This is a genomic window from Paraburkholderia sp. GAS448 (assembly GCF_050435685.1).
Classification (GTDB): Bacteria; Pseudomonadota; Gammaproteobacteria; order Burkholderiales; family Burkholderiaceae; genus Paraburkholderia.
In genome coordinates, this window is record NZ_JBNDKT010000028.1 from 84,604 (window position 1) to 103,122 (window position 18,519).

Annotated in this window: 13 protein-coding genes; 7 read left to right on the top strand and 6 right to left on the bottom strand. The window is 58.3% G+C overall.

The window, feature by feature from the left end:
- The first annotated feature begins 285 nt into the window (after positions 1 to 285).
- A complete protein-coding gene (locus P3T23_RS35030) occupies positions 286 to 1,785 on the top strand; it encodes an aldehyde dehydrogenase family protein (RefSeq protein WP_429320639.1) in 1,500 nt (499 codons plus the stop codon).
- 61 nt (positions 1,786 to 1,846) lie between these two features.
- A complete protein-coding gene (locus P3T23_RS35035; protein WP_429320640.1) occupies positions 1,847 to 2,542 on the top strand; it encodes a cupin domain-containing protein in 696 nt (231 codons plus the stop codon).
- 184 nt (positions 2,543 to 2,726) lie between these two features.
- Here the strand turns inward: P3T23_RS35035 and P3T23_RS35040 are convergent, their stop codons facing one another.
- The 5 genes from P3T23_RS35040 to P3T23_RS35060 form a co-directional block, all read right to left on the bottom strand.
- Positions 2,727 to 3,620, bottom strand: coding sequence for an IclR family transcriptional regulator domain-containing protein (locus P3T23_RS35040; RefSeq protein ID WP_429320641.1), 894 nt, complete (start codon positions 3,618 to 3,620; stop codon positions 2,727 to 2,729).
- Between the two features lie 312 nt (positions 3,621 to 3,932).
- Complete coding sequence (locus tag P3T23_RS35045; RefSeq protein WP_429320642.1) at positions 3,933 to 4,748, bottom strand: SDR family NAD(P)-dependent oxidoreductase; 816 nt, start codon at positions 4,746 to 4,748, stop codon at positions 3,933 to 3,935.
- A 790-nt stretch (positions 4,749 to 5,538) separates the two neighbouring features.
- Entirely contained in the window at positions 5,539 to 5,997 is a 459-nt protein-coding gene (locus P3T23_RS35050; protein WP_429320643.1) for a MarR family winged helix-turn-helix transcriptional regulator, read from the bottom strand.
- An 88-nt stretch (positions 5,998 to 6,085) separates the two neighbouring features.
- Complete coding sequence (locus tag P3T23_RS35055) at positions 6,086 to 6,757, bottom strand: TetR family transcriptional regulator (protein ID WP_429320644.1); 672 nt, start codon at positions 6,755 to 6,757, stop codon at positions 6,086 to 6,088.
- Between the two features lie 461 nt (positions 6,758 to 7,218).
- Positions 7,219 to 8,115, bottom strand: a complete 897-nt coding sequence (locus P3T23_RS35060; protein ID WP_429320645.1) for a LysR family transcriptional regulator — start codon at positions 8,113 to 8,115, stop codon at positions 7,219 to 7,221.
- Between the two features lie 238 nt (positions 8,116 to 8,353).
- Here P3T23_RS35060 and P3T23_RS35065 point away from each other — a divergent pair, with 238 nt between their 5' ends.
- The 4 genes from P3T23_RS35065 (at position 8,354) to P3T23_RS35080 (ending at position 16,009) form a co-directional block, all read left to right on the top strand.
- Positions 8,354 to 9,889, top strand: a complete 1,536-nt coding sequence (locus P3T23_RS35065; RefSeq protein WP_429320646.1) for an efflux transporter outer membrane subunit — start codon at positions 8,354 to 8,356, stop codon at positions 9,887 to 9,889.
- A 170-nt stretch (positions 9,890 to 10,059) separates the two neighbouring features.
- A complete protein-coding gene (locus tag P3T23_RS35070; protein WP_429320647.1) occupies positions 10,060 to 11,169 on the top strand; it encodes an efflux RND transporter periplasmic adaptor subunit in 1,110 nt (369 codons plus the stop codon).
- A 12-nt stretch (positions 11,170 to 11,181) separates the two neighbouring features.
- Complete coding sequence (locus P3T23_RS35075; protein ID WP_429320648.1) at positions 11,182 to 14,442, top strand: efflux RND transporter permease subunit; 3,261 nt, start codon at positions 11,182 to 11,184, stop codon at positions 14,440 to 14,442.
- 583 nt (positions 14,443 to 15,025) lie between these two features.
- Positions 15,026 to 16,009, top strand: a complete 984-nt coding sequence (locus tag P3T23_RS35080) for a LysR family transcriptional regulator (protein WP_429320649.1) — start codon at positions 15,026 to 15,028, stop codon at positions 16,007 to 16,009.
- A 90-nt stretch (positions 16,010 to 16,099) separates the two neighbouring features.
- Here P3T23_RS35080 and P3T23_RS35085 read toward each other — a convergent pair whose 3' ends face one another.
- On the bottom strand, positions 16,100 to 16,522 hold the full coding sequence (locus tag P3T23_RS35085) for a MarR family winged helix-turn-helix transcriptional regulator (RefSeq protein ID WP_429320650.1): 423 nt from the start codon (positions 16,520 to 16,522) through the stop codon (positions 16,100 to 16,102).
- Between the two features lie 442 nt (positions 16,523 to 16,964).
- Between P3T23_RS35085 and P3T23_RS35090 the strand changes: the two genes are divergently transcribed.
- Positions 16,965 to 18,212: a patatin-like phospholipase family protein gene (locus P3T23_RS35090; protein ID WP_429320651.1), complete on the top strand. Its 1,248-nt coding sequence runs from the start codon at positions 16,965 to 16,967 to the stop codon at positions 18,210 to 18,212.
- Positions 18,213 to 18,519 lie beyond the last annotated feature (307 nt).

An 18,519-nucleotide genomic window follows, 5' to 3' on the forward strand; every position in this document is an offset into this window, starting at 1 on the left:
TATGTGCCGCGCTAGCTGAGGAAAACAAAGGCTCGACGGTTCTCTGATTACAAGCAGACTATTTTTGGGCGGACGTTGACTTGCCCCTTGGAAAGAGGCCATGCGCAGATTTGCGTAACCGCAAATTTCCTCTGGCGAAATTTCGTTGACTGAAAGACGCCGTTGTTATCTTTGACCCGTTCAAATTCGTCGTCGTATATTGATCAAAATCGCCCGGCGACGTTATCGGGTGGCCCGAGTGCATTTATTTAATCATCGCTTAAAGCGGACGTAGAGGAGTTAGCTTTGGATCACTTAGTAACGGCGAAATCTGATCTTCGGTATGGGAACAAAGTCGTCCTGCCGCAACGGCGGCAACTCTTTTATGGCGGGCAGTGGCACGCCTCGAACGGGAAGGCTGAAATCGAGGCCTATAGCCCGGTTAATCTCGCCTCACTCGGAACGTTCGCTGACGCGAATCAAGCTGATGTGGACGCTGCCGTCGACACTGCCTGGCAGGCCTTTCCGGGTTGGCGTGATCTCGATCCACAGCATCGGGTCGCAGCTGTTCGGAAAATGATTGCAATTCTCCGGGCTAACGCCAAGGATCTGGCTCTTCTAGACTGTGTGGACACGGGCAATCCACTGCGCGCCATGCTAGTCGATGCCAATTGGGCAGGGTCGCTCGCAGAGTTCTATGCCGGTCTAATGACTGAGGTCAAAGGCGTTAGCTTTATGACCGAACCGAACATGATCGATTTTACGATGCGACAGCCGCTCGGCGTGGTCGCAAGCATGTCGGCTTTCAATCACCCCCTCCTGAACATCATCACGCAGAACGTACCTGCATTGCTGACCGGTAATACGGTGATTGTGAAGCCATCAGAGGCCACCTCGATGACGGCGCTCCGACTCGCGGAGCTGATCGAGGATGTGTTTCCGCCGGGCGTCTTTAACGTCATTACCGGTGGAGCGGGCGCCGGTGCAGCTCTGACTCACCACGCCCGTACACGAGCCATTACGCTGATCGGGAGCGTGCCCACGGCGCGCAAGATTCTTGCCGGCGCGGCTGAGCACATAAAGCGAAGCCTCATGGAACTCGGTGGAAAAAATGCGCTCGTCGCCTTCCCAGATGCCGATCCAAAGAAAGTTGCGGCGGGCGTTTGTGTGGGCATGGGTTTCACTAGCACCTCGGGGCAAGGCTGCACCACCACAAGTCGCGCATTCATCCACGAAAGTGTTTATGACGAGACGCTAGAGGCAATCGTGGCTCAGGCGAAGGGGTTCCGTTGTGGCGATCCTACGCGCCTGGAGACGCAGGTCGGCGCGATGTCCAGTAAGCAACACTACGCAAGAGTGTTGGATTACATACGCCTCGGGCAGCAGGAAGGAGCTCGCCTGATGTGCGGTGGCAGCGGTCCGGTCGACCCGGAACTCAGTGCGGGTCTTTATATTGAGCCCACTGTATTCGCGGATGTAACCCAGGATATGCGTATCGCGCAGGAGGAGATCTTTGGCCCCGTTCTAAGTGTGATGCGCTGGAGTGACGAGGATCAGATGATCGAGGCAGTCAATTCAGTTGATTATGGGCTAAGCGGCTCCGTATGGACTAACGACCTCGCCGTCGCACATCGCATTGCACGGCGCATGGAGGTCGGGCTTATGTGGGTGAATCAGGCTGCAGCTATGACGCTGGGTGCGCCGTTTGGTGGGGCCAAGCAGTCAGGTATCGGCTACACGATGTGCGTTGAGCAACTGCTACAGATGACGCAGGTAAAAAACGTTCACATCAAACTTCGACCATAACGCTTCGGGCCCGGGAGCGCACATCCCGGAGCATTACATTGGCCGACTGATAGAGGACCACATGCTCAATTCAACGTCGACGCGCCGTATCGTATCCGTTCACGAACTCTCGTGGGAGGAACTGTTGCCTGGCGTTAAGAGGAAGAGGCTTTGGGCGGAACCGGTGTGGAGCGATCGCCCGGTTCCTCGCGAGATGTCGATGGTGCGATTTGAGCCCGGCGTGCGGGTTCCACTACATAGGCATCTCGTAGGCGACGAGATCGTATTCGTCATTGAAGGCGTGCTCTCCGACGAATATGGTGACCTGGTTGCAGGCAACGTAGGCTTTCGCCCCGAGGGGTGCACGCATAGCCTTCGCTCGGAGGCAGGCGCAACAACGTTGTCCTTTCTGCTAGGCAGCGCCGAAATGAATCCGATTCGCTCAGGACGGGGCCCCGCTTGCCTGAACATCGATGTGAATACGATGCCGTGGGAGCCGGGGTTACACGGCGGCGCTTATGTGAAATCGATCTGGCGAGATTCCGCAACCGACCGTCGACTTCTCATGTACAAAGCCCCTGCTGCTCAACGCGTCGACCTCAGTGCATACACAACAGAGGAGCTTATCTATCAAATCGAGGGAGCCGTCGTAGACGAGGCGGGCCTGTCACGCGCGGGCGATGTGGGTGTCAGGCCGATTGGGTGCGATCATTCGTTTACAAGCGACAAGGGTGCCGTCGGGCTGGCGTATATCTGGGGAAAAGGCGCTCACCGATAGTCGCACCGTCGCAAAAGTCGACTCGAACGCTGCACTCGCCGGCTCCAGGCCGCATGCCTACGGCACAATCGATGAATCGGCCTTCACGGCTGATCCTGATTGACCGCGCACTTTCCGGCCTTTCACGGGAATCGGCCGGGCCGCCGTCAACACCTCGCGTTCCGACAATTCGGCATTGCGGTCCTCAATCTTCCTCCTCGACTTCCCTGTGTACCATTTTGGACATCATCTCGCGCGTTGATCGCGGGCTGGGCGTCGAGTCGAGCTTGAGGATGACCGACTCATCGAGCGGCATTCCCGGGATCTCCGAGCCGATTGCCTTGCCCAGCTGCACTGCGACGTCTTGCAGAGGTCCGAGAAAGCGTTTGAGAGCGTCTTCCTCGGAGCAGGCGTTTCGGAGCATCAGAATGTTGATCGACGCATAGATGTGCTGCCGGTCATACACTGGCACGGCCATGTCCCAGACCTTTCCGCCATATTCCTGGATGCTATAGCTTCGATTCATCGTCGCAAACCCTTTGGCCCGAACCTCGGCCAGGGTGCGGTTTAGCGTTGGGCGGTCACGGCTGAGATCGTTGCGCCGGTCGGCGTTCGTGGCCAGCCGCTTGATGATGCGATCGCACCGCTCCGCGTCACAAAAGGCAAGATAGGCCAGACCGATCGACGTGAGCAATAACGGGGCGCGATATCCGCTTTCCCGATTGAAATAGAGAGGCCCTCGGTCGCGGCTGGTCTCCACGACGATCATGCTGTCGTCATTGTAGAGTGCAATGTCGGATGGCCAGCCAACGGAGCGGCGAAATTCAGCGAGTATGGGGCCGGCGATGTCGCCGACGCGGCTGGCGAGATTGTAGCCCTGACTCAGCAGCAGCGTCCTGCCCGTCGGTACGTAGGTCGAACGGGCGGTCTTGGCGACATAGCCCGAATCCATGAGCGTCTCGAGCATGCGGGTGATCGTGGCTTTGTGCAGACCGGTCCCCTCGTGGATTGTCTTGATGCTGACGCTCTTCTCCTTGTTCACTAAAGCCAGCACATTTAATCCACGCTGCAAAGCTATTATTGGACTGAACGATGACATGATGTTTCTCTCAGCTGTATTAGCCTGGACTCGGACCGAAAGGTAGTCGGGCTGGCAAATAATGAACCCGGCCGTCCCGTCACGGGGCAGGGCTGGCGGACGCTTTCCATTGGCCGAGTGAGCCTGAGCACAACCTTGACGCCGATGACGTCGTGTTCCATGCTGGAGTACTTACTATTTGCGGCGTGCGCTGCCGCATCAGACGACGTCCTTTCTGTGAGCGCTCGCCACAATGAGAAACCAATCGCTGCCAGTTTTCGACTCGTGCATACCATCTGAACCACCGCATCGATATAAGCCAACTTTCAATGGTCATGCAGATAGCCCCCCGTCAAACGCAAGGATCTGTCCGGTGACATAGCCAGAGAGATCCGAGGCGAGAAAGCAGGCGAGGTACCCGAGTTCGCGTGGCTCGCCAAAACGCCCAACGGGGATCGTCTTCAAATAAGCTTGTTCGATCATCGCCAGTTGCGCTGACGTCAGATTATCGCGATCAGGAAACACGCCTGGCGCAATGGCGTTGACCGTGATTCCGTGAGCAGCCCATTCGCGCGCAAGTGAGCGGGTGAAGCCAATCAGCCCGGCCTTCGCGGCCGCGTAGATGCTAAGGCTCGCCTCACCGCGCAGGCCGCCAAGTACGCCGGCGAGGTTGATAACGCGGCCGCGCTTGCGGCTGATCATCGATGCGCCAACCAGTCGCGTGCAATGGATGGCAGACATAAGGTTGAGGTCAACGATAGATCGGATACGGGTGACGGCCTCTGGCTCGCTCTCGTCGTTCACCAGGTCGCCAACGATCGCATCGCCGACGCTATTGACCAATATATCGATTTCACCGACGCGACGGACAGCGCGTGTGACGAGGTCCGCCGCTCCGACGGCTGTCGAAAGATCGCCGGTTAGTGCGACGATGCGGTCGCCATGGGCCGCGGCGAGACGCTTTTCCAACTTCGAAAGGTGCGTATCGGTCCGCGCATTGACCACTACAGTCGCGCCGGCCTCAAGGAATACCTCGGCGATGCCGGCGCCGATGCCGCGACCCGCTCCCGTGACGAGTGCGTTCTTTCCGGCCAGCGTCAGGCTTGCCGTTGCGCTCGCAACGCAGCCTCGCGAAACACTTGTCTCCATAATCTGTTTCTCTCCAACGTCGACATCACGCGTGCCCATGACAGCGCCGTTTTTTCCGATGTTATTCGTATGCCGAGAAGCTTCACCGCGAACGCGCCCGGCGCATCGCTAGCCAGACGCGGCTCCGCCCGAAGCAACGAAAAATCTCCGGTTGCATCGGAGGGGTATTTGAGTGCGAGGCTAGACCCAGATACCACAAACGTCAATTGGATAAACTACTGTTTTTGCACCGAAATTTCGTACAATGAAAATTCGTCGGCGCTTCGCGCTGAAGCATACCGAGCGGGGTATGCCAGTACCAGGAGCGCGTCGCAAGATGGGCGTCAGCGGCGCGACGTTTTTCAACTGGCGTAAGAAGTGCGGGAGTCTCGGGCCGTCGGGGCTGCACAGCGATCGCCGCTTGCTTTACCAGATTTGCGGATCTCGCGAGGAAGCGACCGCGGATCCCAGGCTCGACACGCCCGCCATGGCCGTTAAGTCGCCACTCGACCTGGCCCGAGTTTCGGGCAAACAGCAGGCAGTCACGCCGGACGAGTTCCTTGAGGCCCTTCGGTGTGCCACGAAACTCAAGGCATGTGGGGGCGACAACGAGTCTCATGCGGAGTCGCTATCGAACGGATGGCTCCAGGGAAGGGTATCGCGAAGATGTCAGCGGCGTCAGCATCGCTTCGCGCTCATGCGGTGGGAAGTTACGCGTCACTGCCTTGCGGAGACCGCAAGCGCGCTTGCCGATAGAGTGGGTCGTTGCTGGCGTGGTTCCGTGGAACGTCGACTGGTTTTGCCCGACGCATCAGGAAGAAAGAATGCGACGTAACATCTCCCTGAATGAGGCAACCTCGTTAACACTAAAGCCGGCCAGCACACTGCTGTACACGTCGGTTAATATCCCGGGCATATGGCCAGCAACAATCTTTCCTTGCCGAGTCAGAACGAGTCGACTCACGCGTCTATCGACAGCGTTTGGCGTCCGCATCAGTAAGCCGCTTCGGACCAATCTGTCGATCAGGCGCGTGACCGCCGTTGGGTCGACGTTGCACTCGCGCGCGATCAGAGCCGCGTGCGAGAGTCCCACTCGTTCCACCAGATACAGGAGGCGGCCCTGCGCTGCAGTGACGTCCAGATCGCGCAGGGTGCGCTGCGAGATTGTGTGCGTCAGAACAGAATGGGCACGAAAAACAAGGTAGCCGAAATCGCTTTCCATTTCCGTCCTGTCAATATCAGTGGACAATAGCGTTTTGGGAGTCGTCATTGTTGGCATTCGATCGGGTCGCCTGGTGAGTTTCTTTATCGAAAACTGCATCAAACGGCATTAGTTTCGCGTAAGCGATGAATATCGCTCACGCACTCACTGAGGTCTTTTGCGCCAGGGAAAGTCCGCAAAAGATGAGAGCAACAACGCGCTCGGCCACCTGGCCTGGGTCCTGAGAAACAGGCTCGCCAAGGCTTCTGACAAAAAACCCCATCAGGCACGAGTGCACGAATACTGCCAGGTGATCCACGTCGATGCCGTCAGCGGGTTGAAGATTCGACCGCGCGTCCCTTAATGCAGTTGCAATGCGTTGTTCGGCCAATTTTCGACCCACATGCACGTTTTGCCAGAAATCCCGGGTTTCGCTCGTGATTTCGCATCTGGAATGAATGACGCTATAAAGTCGCCTCGCTTCGCCGTTGCGCAGAACGTTGCCAAGTGATCTAATCAGTTCAGATTTGAGGTGACTTAGCGGATCACACTGGTTGTCGTGCCACTCAACCAGGAAAGGATCTGCAGGAAGTGCCGCATGTTCAAACATGGCATTGAACAGCGCCGACTTGTTCTTGAAATGCCCGTAGACAGCACCTCGCGTCACGCCAGCAACACGGGCAATGTCAGACAGCGACGCGCGAGCAAGTCCTCTGCGCAGAAACGTTTGTGCTGCCGAATCGAGTATTTTCGCGCGCGTGCGCATGGCCTGCTCAAAAGTTCGCTTCATCACTTGCTTCCATTGTGCGTCGGGGTGACCGGTGAGCATGCCTCACAATCGGTCAGCTCCCTATCGGCAACTTTGACTGGCCACCGCCACATGTATAAGCGCACCATCTGCAGGGATGGTGCAAAGGTGATCCGGCCCAAGGGTAGATCGAAAGCACTGGACCAGGCGCGCCGCATATGCCGATCGCTTCCCATAAGTTTTTGCCATAAGACATCGTTGCGTGCTCAGTTCCTGTGCGGTCGCTGTTATGGGTTTCGAGCGACGGTGCGATAGAAGCTTCGGCACCCATAGTTTGGTCAATCTAGCGGCGTTCACTTGAATGGACTAGTAGGCCAATATGGCTGGCTGAACCCCAAAAATGCGCGTAATGCGAACGCGGTAGAAGCTTCGATTGCAGAGAACCCGTGCGGACCAGCGCCGCAAAACGGAATGGACGACGGTCTCAGTCGAGGGAAAATGACCGGGCTACGCCATGAACGTCGCTTGCAGCAGACTTGGGCCTATTCGTTCCGTATGGCCATAAGCTTGTTCTGGATGTGCTCTACAAACATTTTCGCAACGCGCCTGATGTGCCGATGGCTGGGAAAGACTGCGCAGAACTTCGACTCTTCCGAACGATACTCATCGAGCACGGCGGTGAGGCGTCCAGCTTCGATATCCTGGTTGACGAGCAGTTCGGCCAGCAAAGCTATACCGAGGCCTTCGACCGCAGCTTGTCTGACCAGGTTGCCGCTGCCTGCGAGAAAGCGGCCGCGGATTTCAACCTGAACACGCCCATCCGGGCCGTCGAGATGCCACGTGACCGGGCCGGAGTGTCGGGAATACAGGAGGCAGGCATGCTGGACGAGTTCATCGAGGCATCTCGGTGTCCCACGGGACTCGAGATATTTTGGTGCGGCAACGAGCCTCCTGCGTGAGGAGCCGAGCACTCGGCGCGTTGAATTTTCATCGAGCTGAGACTCAGGACGAAATGCGACATCCACGCCACTCGATGTCAGGTCGAGATCGGCATTGTCGATAACGAACTCGAGCGTGATGCCTGGATATGCAGCGAGAAAATCGGTAATCCAGGAAATGGGAAACGCCTCGAAAAAATCAGCAGTGAGCGCGACGCGCACCGGGCCGGCCGGTTCGGGATGCGTGTCCGCGGCCTCCTGACTCGCCAACACCAATTGCTCGATGTTTTGGGCGCATTGTTCGTAGAACGCCTGCCCGACAGCAGTGAGGGTCAACTTTCTTGTTGTACGAAGGATCAACCGATTCTTCAATGCGTCTTCGAGCTGTTGAACGTGACGGCTGACCGTTGTCGAGGGCATGCTCAATTGCCGCGCGGCCCCAGCGAAGCTTCCGGCTCGGACTACCTCGACGAAGAGGTAGATTTCGTTCAGGTCAAGCATTCATTCCTCACGAATATGGTTGAGATCTCGCCATCCTGGCGGTCTAGTGGCTCGGGGGGAAGCGGTCTAAGCTACCTCCGAGACGGTTGATTAGACCACTACTTACGGGCGTTCGTGATCCCTGGGGACACTCAGTCATTCACGATCGCAATTCCTGTCGCTCTCCCTTACTCGTTGCATGGCTGTATCAAATGGCTTGCGCGGGCAGGTGCGTCCACTGTTATCTGCAGGCTCGCGAATGTACATCTCACTCAAACCAGAGGTCGACGTAGGGAATCGGTCCCGGATCGGTCGATATACCCTGCGATGGTGCTGCCCGGCGATTGTGGCGATCGCGATAGCAGGTTGCGCAGTGGGCCCTGACTACAAAAACCCGACAGTCGAAATCCCGACCCACTTCAAGGAAGGAGTCGACTGGCAACGTGCGAATGCGAACCCGCAAGCGTCGCTGTCGAGCACATGGTGGCTGGATTACCACGACGAAACGCTGACCCGCTTGATCGACGAGGCGCAAAAGGCGAATCAGTCGATCGCACAGGCAGAAGCGGCCTATCGGCTGGCACAAGCCGCGGTGATGGCGAGCGAGGCGAGCTTCTTTCCGACGATCGATGCGGGAATGTCCGGTTCGCGGTCCGGAACGGGGGTGGGTGCGGCAGGTGCGAACGGCACATCGACCGGCATCCTGAAGCCTGGGGTGCACAACTTTGTTGCGGCAGACGTCTCCGCAAGTTGGGAACTCGACTTGTGGGGCGGCATTCGCCGGCAACTCGAGTCGAGCAAAGCGAGCGCCGAAGGAAGCGCTGCACAACTGGCGGGGGCGCGTCTATCGATTGCTGCAAGCGTCGCCACGGCCTATTTCAATCTGCGTCTGGCCGATGTCAATATCGATCTGCTCAAGCAACAACAGCAGCTCGACACACGCGTTCTCGATATGACGCGCGCGAGCTACGCGCAAGGCGTGTCGCCGAACGATAGTGTGCTGGCCGCACAGGACACACTCGAATTGGTGATCGCCGGTCTGCAGGCGACGCAAACTTCGCGCGAACAGAACGAACACGCCCTTGCTGTGTTGACCGGGGTGCCGCCTGACAGGTTTACGATAGCGCCCGAGCCGCATTATGCGTTTATGGCGCCCGCCGTTCCGCTGACACTGCCGTCACAACTGCTCGAACGGCGCTATGACGTGGTCAGTGCCGAGCGTGCAGCCGCATCCGCGAACGCAAAGATTGGCGTGGCCGAGGCAGCGTTTTTTCCGACGCTGACGCTTTCGGCACAAGGCGGATTCCAGCACAACGCGCTTGCCAATCTGTTCTCTGTACCTAACCGCTTCTGGACGCTCGGCCCCGATCTGGCAGCGACGATTTTCGATGGCGGCGCACGAACGGCCGCCGTGCGCGAGGCTCGCGCGACCTACGACGAATCCGTCGCGGACTATCGCGGAACGGTGTTGGCTGCGTTCCAGAGCGTGGAGGACAGCCTGTCCTCGTGGAACCATCTCAGGCAACAGGAACAAGCCTACGCCGATATCTACGCGCGCAACAAACAGCTATTTGAAAGCGAGCGCGCTCAGTTCCATGTTGGCAGAACAAGCGAGCAAAGCCTTTTCAGCGAGCAGATCACGCTGTTGCTCGCGCAACAAAACCTCGAGAACACGCAGGCGTTGTTGACACTAAGTAGCGTAACGCTCATCAAAAACCTGGGTGGCGGGTGGCAATGGGACGGCGCGAAAAACGCACCTGTCAACGTGACCTCTTCCTCGGTCAGCAGCCGCTGATGCGCGTACGCCTTTGCGCCTGACCAATTTTCTTACCGCGATTTTTCACGACGGTTTCTATGAATTCACTGTCTCTGCGCTCATCCCTGTTGTCGATCGGTTTCATTGCGCTTGTCGGTTGCGGCAAAGGTGATCCGCCGCCCCCACCGCCCCCGCCAAAGGTGGGCGTCATGGAAGTGCAACCCCGGCGCGTACCGTTGACCCGAAATTTCGTCGGCCGCTTGTCCGCTTACTACAGCGCCAATGTGACGGCGCGGGTTTCAGGTGTGCTAGTTAAGCGCCTTTTCGCGGAAGGCACCGAAGTCAAGGCCGGTCAGGTGCTGTTCGAGGTCGATCCGACGTATTACCAAACCGTGCTCAACAACGATCTCGCCACGCTTGCCGAGGACCAGGCGACTTACCTCAACAATCGCGCGACAGCTGAGCGTGATCGCAAGTTGTTGCCGGTCGGGGCCGTATCGCAACAGACAGTGGATGACGCCAATGCGGCCGAACGCAGTGCGGCGGCCAAGGTCAAGGCAGATCAGGCCGCCGTGCAAGGCGCGCGCGTGAACCTCGGCTATACGAAGGTGATCTCGCCGATTACCGGCATTGCGGGACAGCAACAGGTGACCGCCGGCGCGGTGGTGGGAAATGGCACAACCGATGCGGGTGCGGGCGGCACATTGCTTACCACGGTGGAACAGGTCGATCCGCTCTACGTGAACTTCACGATCAGCGCCGCCGATCTGATCACGCTCAGACAAGCTCAGGACAAGGGGAATATTGCGCTCGCTTCACAAAACAAGACTTCCGTTCGGATCCTCCTGCCCAACGGGTCGGCGTACGACGAGCCTGGGACACTGGATTTCTCCGATGTCGCGGTCAACGCAGCCACGGGGGCGGTCAGTCTGCGCGCGCGAGTCCCGAATCCAAAACATGAATTGTTCCCGGGCATGTACGTGTCGCTCAATGTCGACATTGGCCAGCAAAACGATGTGTTCCTCATTCCGCAGCAAGCGATCCAGCGCGACACTGTCGGCGCCTATGCAATGGTGATGAAGCCAGACGGAAGAGTGGGACGCAAGGACGTCGAATCGAACGATAGCTACGGGGGCGACTGGATTGTCACGGGTGGCCTCGCAGCCGGCGATCAAGTGGTCGTATCCGGCGTGCAGAACGTACATGAGGGCACACTGGCGAAGGCCACTCGCTGGAACGGGCCCGATTCAGGCACGAGATCGTCGCTGTTCGGCGCGGCGTCCACATCGCGCGGACGCGCTGCCGGCAACAAGTCATAAGGAGGGGATCTCATGTCGCGTTTCTTTATCGATCGACCAGTCTTCGCGTGGGTGATTCCCATTTTGATCTGCTTGTTCGGAACCATATCGATGCTGCATCTGGGCGTCGATTCCTATCCGGACATCGCACCGCCCCAGGTAACCGTGACGGCGACGTATCCGGGTGCCAGTGCCGCGACAATGGAATCGACGGTCACCCAGGTGATCGAGCAACAGCTGACCGGTATCGACAACTTGCTGTACTTCAGTTCGACGTCCAACGGCAACGGGACGGCCACCATCACCTTGTCGTTTGCCACCGGGACGAACCCGGACATCGCCGAAGTGCAGGTCCAGAACAAGGTTGCACTCGCGCAGCCATTGTTGCCGCCGGCGGTTACGCAGCAGGGCGTCGTGGTGGCGAAGGCCAGTCCCGACATCCTTCTCTTCATCGCGTTGCAGTCGACCAACCCCGCTATCGATGCGTGGCGCTTGAGCGACATCGTCGCTTCGCGAATTCAGCCCGTCATCGGCCGGATCAATGGCGTCGGCAACACGAGCATGCCCGGCTCGGAATACGCCGTGCGGATCTGGCTGGATCCCGACAAGTTGCAAGGCTACGGCCTGTCGACCACACAGGTGTATAACGCCATCCAAACCCAAAACTCGCAGTTTGCGACCGGTTCGCTGGGCGCGGACCCGGCAGTCAACGGCCAGACGTTTACGGCGAACGTGTCGGGCGATACCTTGTTTTCATCGCTACAGCAGTTTCGCGACATCATCCTGCGATCGGACAACAATGGCAGCGTGGTCCACCTGAGTGACGTCGCGCGCATCAGCTTTGGTGCGCAAAGCTATGGCACTTCTGCCACGTACGACGGCAAACCCGCAGCCGCCCTCGGCGTATACCTGCTGCCCGGCGCCAATGCGCTTGCCACGGAGAAGGCTGTCAAGGCTCAGATGGCGATCCTGGCACACGACTTTCCGCCCGGCGTGACATGGGTCATGCCCTTCGACACGACGCCGTTCATCTCGGCCTCGATAACCGACGTTGTGAAGACGCTCGTCGAAGCGATCATCGTCGTGTTCTTCGTCATGCTGATCTTTCTGCAGAACATCCGGGCAACCATCATTCCAACACTGGTCATTCCGGTTGCGCTGCTCGGAACGTTCATCGGCCTGTCGGCGCTGCATTTCACCCTCAATCAGCTGAACCTCTTCGGAATGGTGCTCGCGATCGGGATTGTCGTGGATGACGCGATCGTCGTGATCGAGAACGTCGAGCGCATCATGCGTGAGGAGGGGCTGAGTCCGAAGGCTGCGACGCGTAAGGCAATGGGTCAGATTTCGGGCGCGATCGTGGCCATCACCGTCGTGCTCGCCGCAGTGTTCATTCCCTCGGCGATGCAGCCAGGCGCGACGGGCATCATCTATTCGCAGTTCGCACTGACGATCGCGGTATCGATGGTCTTTTCCGCATTCCTTGCGCTGTCCTTCACTCCGTCGCTTTGTGCGACGATCCTGAAGCCCTCGCATGAAGGACATGAGAACGCCGTCTTCCGCTGGTTCAACCGTGGATTCGACCGGGTCGGCAATACCTATGTCGGCCAGGTGAGCCGTGCGGTGCGACGGGTGCCACGCTGGATGGCCGTTTTCGTGACCCTGGCCGCGGTGGCCGGGGTTCTGTACTCGCGTCTGCCTACCTCGTTCCTTCCCGACGAGGACCAGGGCTTCGTAATGGCGATCATCAACCTGCCGTCGGCGGCCACACTGAGCGGGACTCGACACGTGGTGGACGAGATCAACGATCGACTCAAAAGAAGCCCGGTCGGGAACGAAATCGCGGGAGTCTTTTCCGTCCAGGGCTTCAGCTACGTTGGCCAGAGCGAAAACGTCGGTATGGCCTTCGTCAAGCTCAAGGATTGGAGCGAACGCGCACACACTGCGATGCAACTGGTCCCGCAGGCCAACAAAATCCTTCACGACATTCCCGACGCGAAGATATTCGTCGTCAATCTACCCTCCATACGCGGACTGAGTCAGTTCGGTGGTGTCGATATGTATTTGCAGGCACGGGCGGGGCAATCGAGAGCGGAACTGAGCGCGGCGCAGCGCAAGTTGGTGGATCTCGCGAGCAATGACCCGAGACTTTTCAATATCCGGCCGAACTCGCTTGCCGAGGCACCTGAACTCGATCTGTCCGTCGATCGCGTCCAGGCCCAATCGATGGGGTTATCGCTGAGCGATGTCTACAGCGCGATACAGATGGACCTCGCGCCGGTATACATCGACCAATTCGCCTACGACGGACGCGTGAAGCGCGTTTACCTGCAGGCGGATGCACCGTACCGGATGGGGACCGATGCCTTGTCGCATATCTATACGCCGAGCGGCATGACGAGCAACGCACTGTCCATGACCGGCGGCAGCGCTGGCGCCATGCGGTTCTCCTCCAACGGTGCGCCGAGCCCGGTGAATCCGTCCGCGAGCAACGGCGCGATCAGCCCATACGACATGGTGCCCTTGTCGAGCGTTGTGAAAGCAAAGTGGACCGTTGGTCCGCAAGCGTTGCCGCGCTATAACGGCTATTCGGCTGTCGAAATCGTCGGCTCGCCGGGGGCTGGGTATTCGACCGGTCAAGCGATGAAAATCCTGCAAGACATCGTTGACAAATCGCTGCCGGCGGGATTCGACTTCGACTGGACCGGACTGTCGTATCAAGAAGTGCTCGCGGGAAACGCGGCGCTGTCGCTCATGGCGTTGTCCGTCGTGGTGGTATTTCTTTGCCTGGCGGCGCTATATGAAAGCTGGTCCATACCCGTTGCGGTGCTGATGGCCGTGCCGCTCGGCTTGTTGGGAATGTCTGCATTCTGTCGCCTGTTCAACGTGCCCAACGATATCTATTTCAAGATCGGGATGGTGACGGTGATCGGGCTGGCCGCCAAGAACGCGATTCTGATCGTGGAGTTCGCGATTGCGGGGCAGGAGAAGGGCATGACGCTCTTCGACGCAGTCGTGGAGGCAGCAAGGCTGCGTTTCAGACCGATCTTGATGACGTCGATGGCATTCATCCTCGGCGCTCTGCCGCTGGTGACGTCGACGGGGGCGGGTGCATCGTCACGTCATGAGATCGGTACCGGCGTCATCGGTGGCATGTTGTTCGCCACTTTCCTCGGCCTGTTGCTTATACCGGTGTTCTACGTCACGGTGCGGCGCCTGCTCGGCGACAAGCTCGACGAAGTCACGCGCAAGGTATCTCATACGGGCGACGGTGATACGCAGATCAATGCCTGATTGTGGTTGGCCATGGAAGGCATGAGAGGACTCATTTTTGCACGCCTGGCTTTCATACGCGGCGATCCTCGGAGCTTCTCGCAATTTGACAACAGGTGGATTGGATGCGTAAAAAACGCGCACAAGAGGCTCGAAGGAAAGCGTGGGACGATGAGTTCGAGGCTGACGAACGAAGGCTCCGGACGTTTGCTGTTGTAATGGCAGTCATGGTCGCAATCGGTTTGCTCGGGTTGACGCTTGTCACGCTGTGTGACGAGGACTGCGAAGGCAATTGGTCATGCGTCTGTAGCCCTTAGCACTCGACGCGCCCGGCCTTTCGGGGCGGCGGAATGTACGCTGCACCGACTCTTTGGGCCATGCTCTACGCACACGGTGCTTGTGCCGGTCTCAAGCGATTGCGCAACGCGGATATCAAGCTATCCAACCCCGAGACTGTAAGAGTCGAGCACTTGTGAACCAAGCAGCTGCCGCTGGTGCACCTTGGAAGGCCCAGGCCTTCGAGTCACCCTTTTGATCGGAGCAAGAGTTGTTCATTCGGCGGACGAAGCCTTTGGGCGCGATCATTTTTTTTAGGAAAGCTAGTATGGACAAACTTGATTCAATGCGAATGTTTGTTCTTGTTGCCAAAACCAGGGGCTTTGCGCGCGCAGCCGCTCAAGCGTCAAAAAGCACCCCTGCGGTGTCTCGCGCGATCATGGAACTCGAGTCGCGTCTACAGGCCCGTCTTGTCAACCGCACTACACGAAGAATTTCGCTCACCGAGGCTGGCCGGCGGTATTTCCAACACTGCACGGAGATTCTTGCGCAGATAGATCAAGCAGAGGCAGAGGCCGCGGCCTCGAGCGTTCATCCATCCGGCAGGCTGCGCGTTCATGCGTCCACGAGCTTTGGGCAGCATGTGCTGACGCCATTGCTTTCGCTTTACAGCGAGAGGTTTTCGTCGGTGGCTGTCGATCTCGTACTAGGCCAACGTCTACCCGACATCGTCGACGAAGACTTCGACGTTGCCATTGCGGTCATATCCCGGCTGAGCGACTCGTCACTGGTTTCACAGCAGCTCGGATCCATCCGTCCCATCCTTTGCGCTTCCGCCGATTACCTGGCGAGCTTTGGAAATCCCGGATCCGTTTCCGATCTCCGCGCTCATCAATGCCTGGGCCTTGTCTCCCCGGAAACTTCTTCGACGCTTTGGGCGTTCGAAGATCCGCAACTCGGAAGCTTCGAGCTACCGGGGCTGCCAAAGTTTACGGTGAATCTGCCCGAAGCCATGGCCGAGGCGATTCGTGCCGGCATGGGCATTGGCATGCTGCCGATACCTACTGCCCTTCAAGGACTTCGAGAGGGAACGCTCAAACAGGTTTTGCCCGAGTTCCATCTACGTCCCTACAACATCTATGCGATCTACGCTTCGCGCCATTTTCTTGATGCAAAAACCAGGAAGCTGCTCGACTTCCTTCGCGAGACGCTACCAGGTAGCCTCGAAAGACAGGAAGAGGAGCTGATGTCACTGATCAGGCCACACAGAGAAACGCCCCAGCCTCTCCCGAGTCGTGTGCTGTATTCATGATGGCACCGTACCGGAGAATGCGCTTGTCGTCGCGGCCGATGCCCTCCGCGTGCAGTGCGTCCGCAACATCGGCATCCTTGGAGCCGCCCGCTACTCGCTCGCTGCAAGTGCGTCGCGAAGACGGTCGAGCAATGACCGGAGCAATGAGAGTTCTTCCTTTGAGAAGCCCTTGACAGCCTTAAGGAGGCGTTCGTGGTTTTTATCGATTGCCTGGACAACCTGGCTTGCGCCCTTCTCGGTAAGCTCGGCCAACTGACGGCGGCGATCCTCGGTATCGCCCACCGACTTGACGAGTCCATCCCGTTCGAGCGCGGCCATCAGACCGGACACCGTCGCCCGCTTAACTTGCAGAGCGTTGATGATCTCCTGGTGAGCCACGGGTTGGCCTTCTCCGGCCAAAAGCACATTCAGAACTCTGAGTCGAGCTAGCGACTTGACGGAATCGTCAAGCCACTGGTTTGAAGTGAAATCCAGTTGCCGAGCTGCTGCATTCAGGGAATTCAATGCTTCCATTGCCTCAATCCCCCGCGGAGACATGCGGCGCCTTAACACATTTTGAACGACCGGGGGCGTCACTGTGAGCGTTGCGTCAGGAAGTTTTGAGGATCTAGGCATACCAGTATTTCCGAATCGAAAAATAGTCTGAGCATCGGTGCATGTTAGCAGATCGGCCCTGTGGCCAACCTGATAGCCAGGGAAGGGTTGGTCAACCTGGAAGTCGCGCTGTCCGGGCAATTGCACGGCGCCATATTGTATGGCACCGTACAATACGAAGCGCGGAAGTAAGAGGTGCGCAACGCAATCGGGAGTGTCAATGCAAGAGGATAGGGAAAAGCGAGCCTCCGAGGACGTAGGCCCCGGCGGCAGGAAGATCTCGAAACGGGCTTCGCGCTGAAGACGCATCAGCGCGGTAAGCGCATGCTCGCAAGAAACAGTAGCAACGAAGGGAGGCGCAATGGCAAAAAACGACGCAATGCAAGTACCATTTCTTGACGATAGCGAACCCCATACCGCAAGCGGTACGACGCCGCTCACCGGCGACGGTGCTCGACGCGGCAGAACCATCAGATTGCAGGACTACGAAGTCGTTGCGCTGACACTGCAGGGAGGCGGCGCCCTCGGCGCATATCAGGCTGGTGTATATCAAGCCTTGCACGAAGTTGGAATCCAACCTGACTGGCTTGCGGGGATTTCAATTGGCGCTCTCAATACCGCCATCATCGCGGGCAATGCGCCCGAACATCGCGTGGCGCGCCTCCTGGAGTTCTGGGAGATGATCTGCCAGCCGGCTTGTGGGCTGCCGTTGCCGTCCTTCATCGAGCAAGCGTTTTTCAATTCGGCCAATGGCGTGCGCAAAGCGTTCACCGCCATGCAAGCAATGAGTGCGATCGTAGAGGGGCAGAACGGTTTCTTCGTTCCACGATGGCCATCGCCTTTGCTGACCGTATCCAGTTCCCCGCACACTGCGAGCTACTACGACACAGGCCCGTTAAAAGCTACCCTGGAGAGGTTTTGCGACTTCGATCGGATCAACTCAGGCGAAGTACGCGTTTCTGTCGGCGCGGTCAACGTCAGCACGGGAGACTTCGAGTATTTCGACAACACAAGAACGCGACTTCGTGCCGAGCACTTCATCGCGTCTGGAGCGCTGCCGCCAGGGTTCGCGGCGGTGGAGATCGACGGCGAGTTCTACTGGGATGGCGGCTTGGTGTCCAACACGCCTTTGTACCAGGTCATCCACAGCACGCCACGAAAGGATACGCTCGCTTTTCAAGTAGACCTATGGAGTGCAAAAGGCATTGTTCCGGGTAACCTGACTGACGTACAAGACCGAATGAAAGATATCCTCTACTCAAGCCGCACTCGCCTCATCACCGACACGCTACAACGCTCGCAGCGCTTCCGACACATCCTGCGCGAATTGCTGTCTCGCGTGACACCGGAGCTGCGTGCCGACCCCTGGTGCCAACTCGCCGACGAGATGTCGTGCTCAAAACGCTACAACGTGGTCCATTTGATCTACCAAAACAAGGAGTACGAGGGCCACTACAAAGACTTCCAGTTCGGGCTGTCGACAATGCGCGAGCACTGGGCAGCCGGCCTGGCCGATACGAGAGCGTCGCTGGCGCAACCAACCTGGCTGGACATGCCCGACAACGATGCGGGCTTCACTACGCACGATATTCATCGCGACGGGCTCTAAAACGCAACGCGAGAGCGGCGAAGTTTTCCCGGCCATCGGCGGCATTCGGTTTCCCGCCAGTCAAACGGTCAGGCGCACCGCGACAACATTGCGCATCCACATCGTATTCATCATATCTATATCGACCGTCCAGAAAAAGTCAGGCTATCTCGGTGCTGCCGCGCCAGGCAGCGGTACCGCACTCGATGGACACCGCGGACGACTGCCGCGACAAGGCTTGTGTTTCACACTACACCTCCTCGCGGCGATCAGAAACGACGTCGGGATGACGACGCCGGCAGGACAGCTTGACGCCCATCGCCTTTCT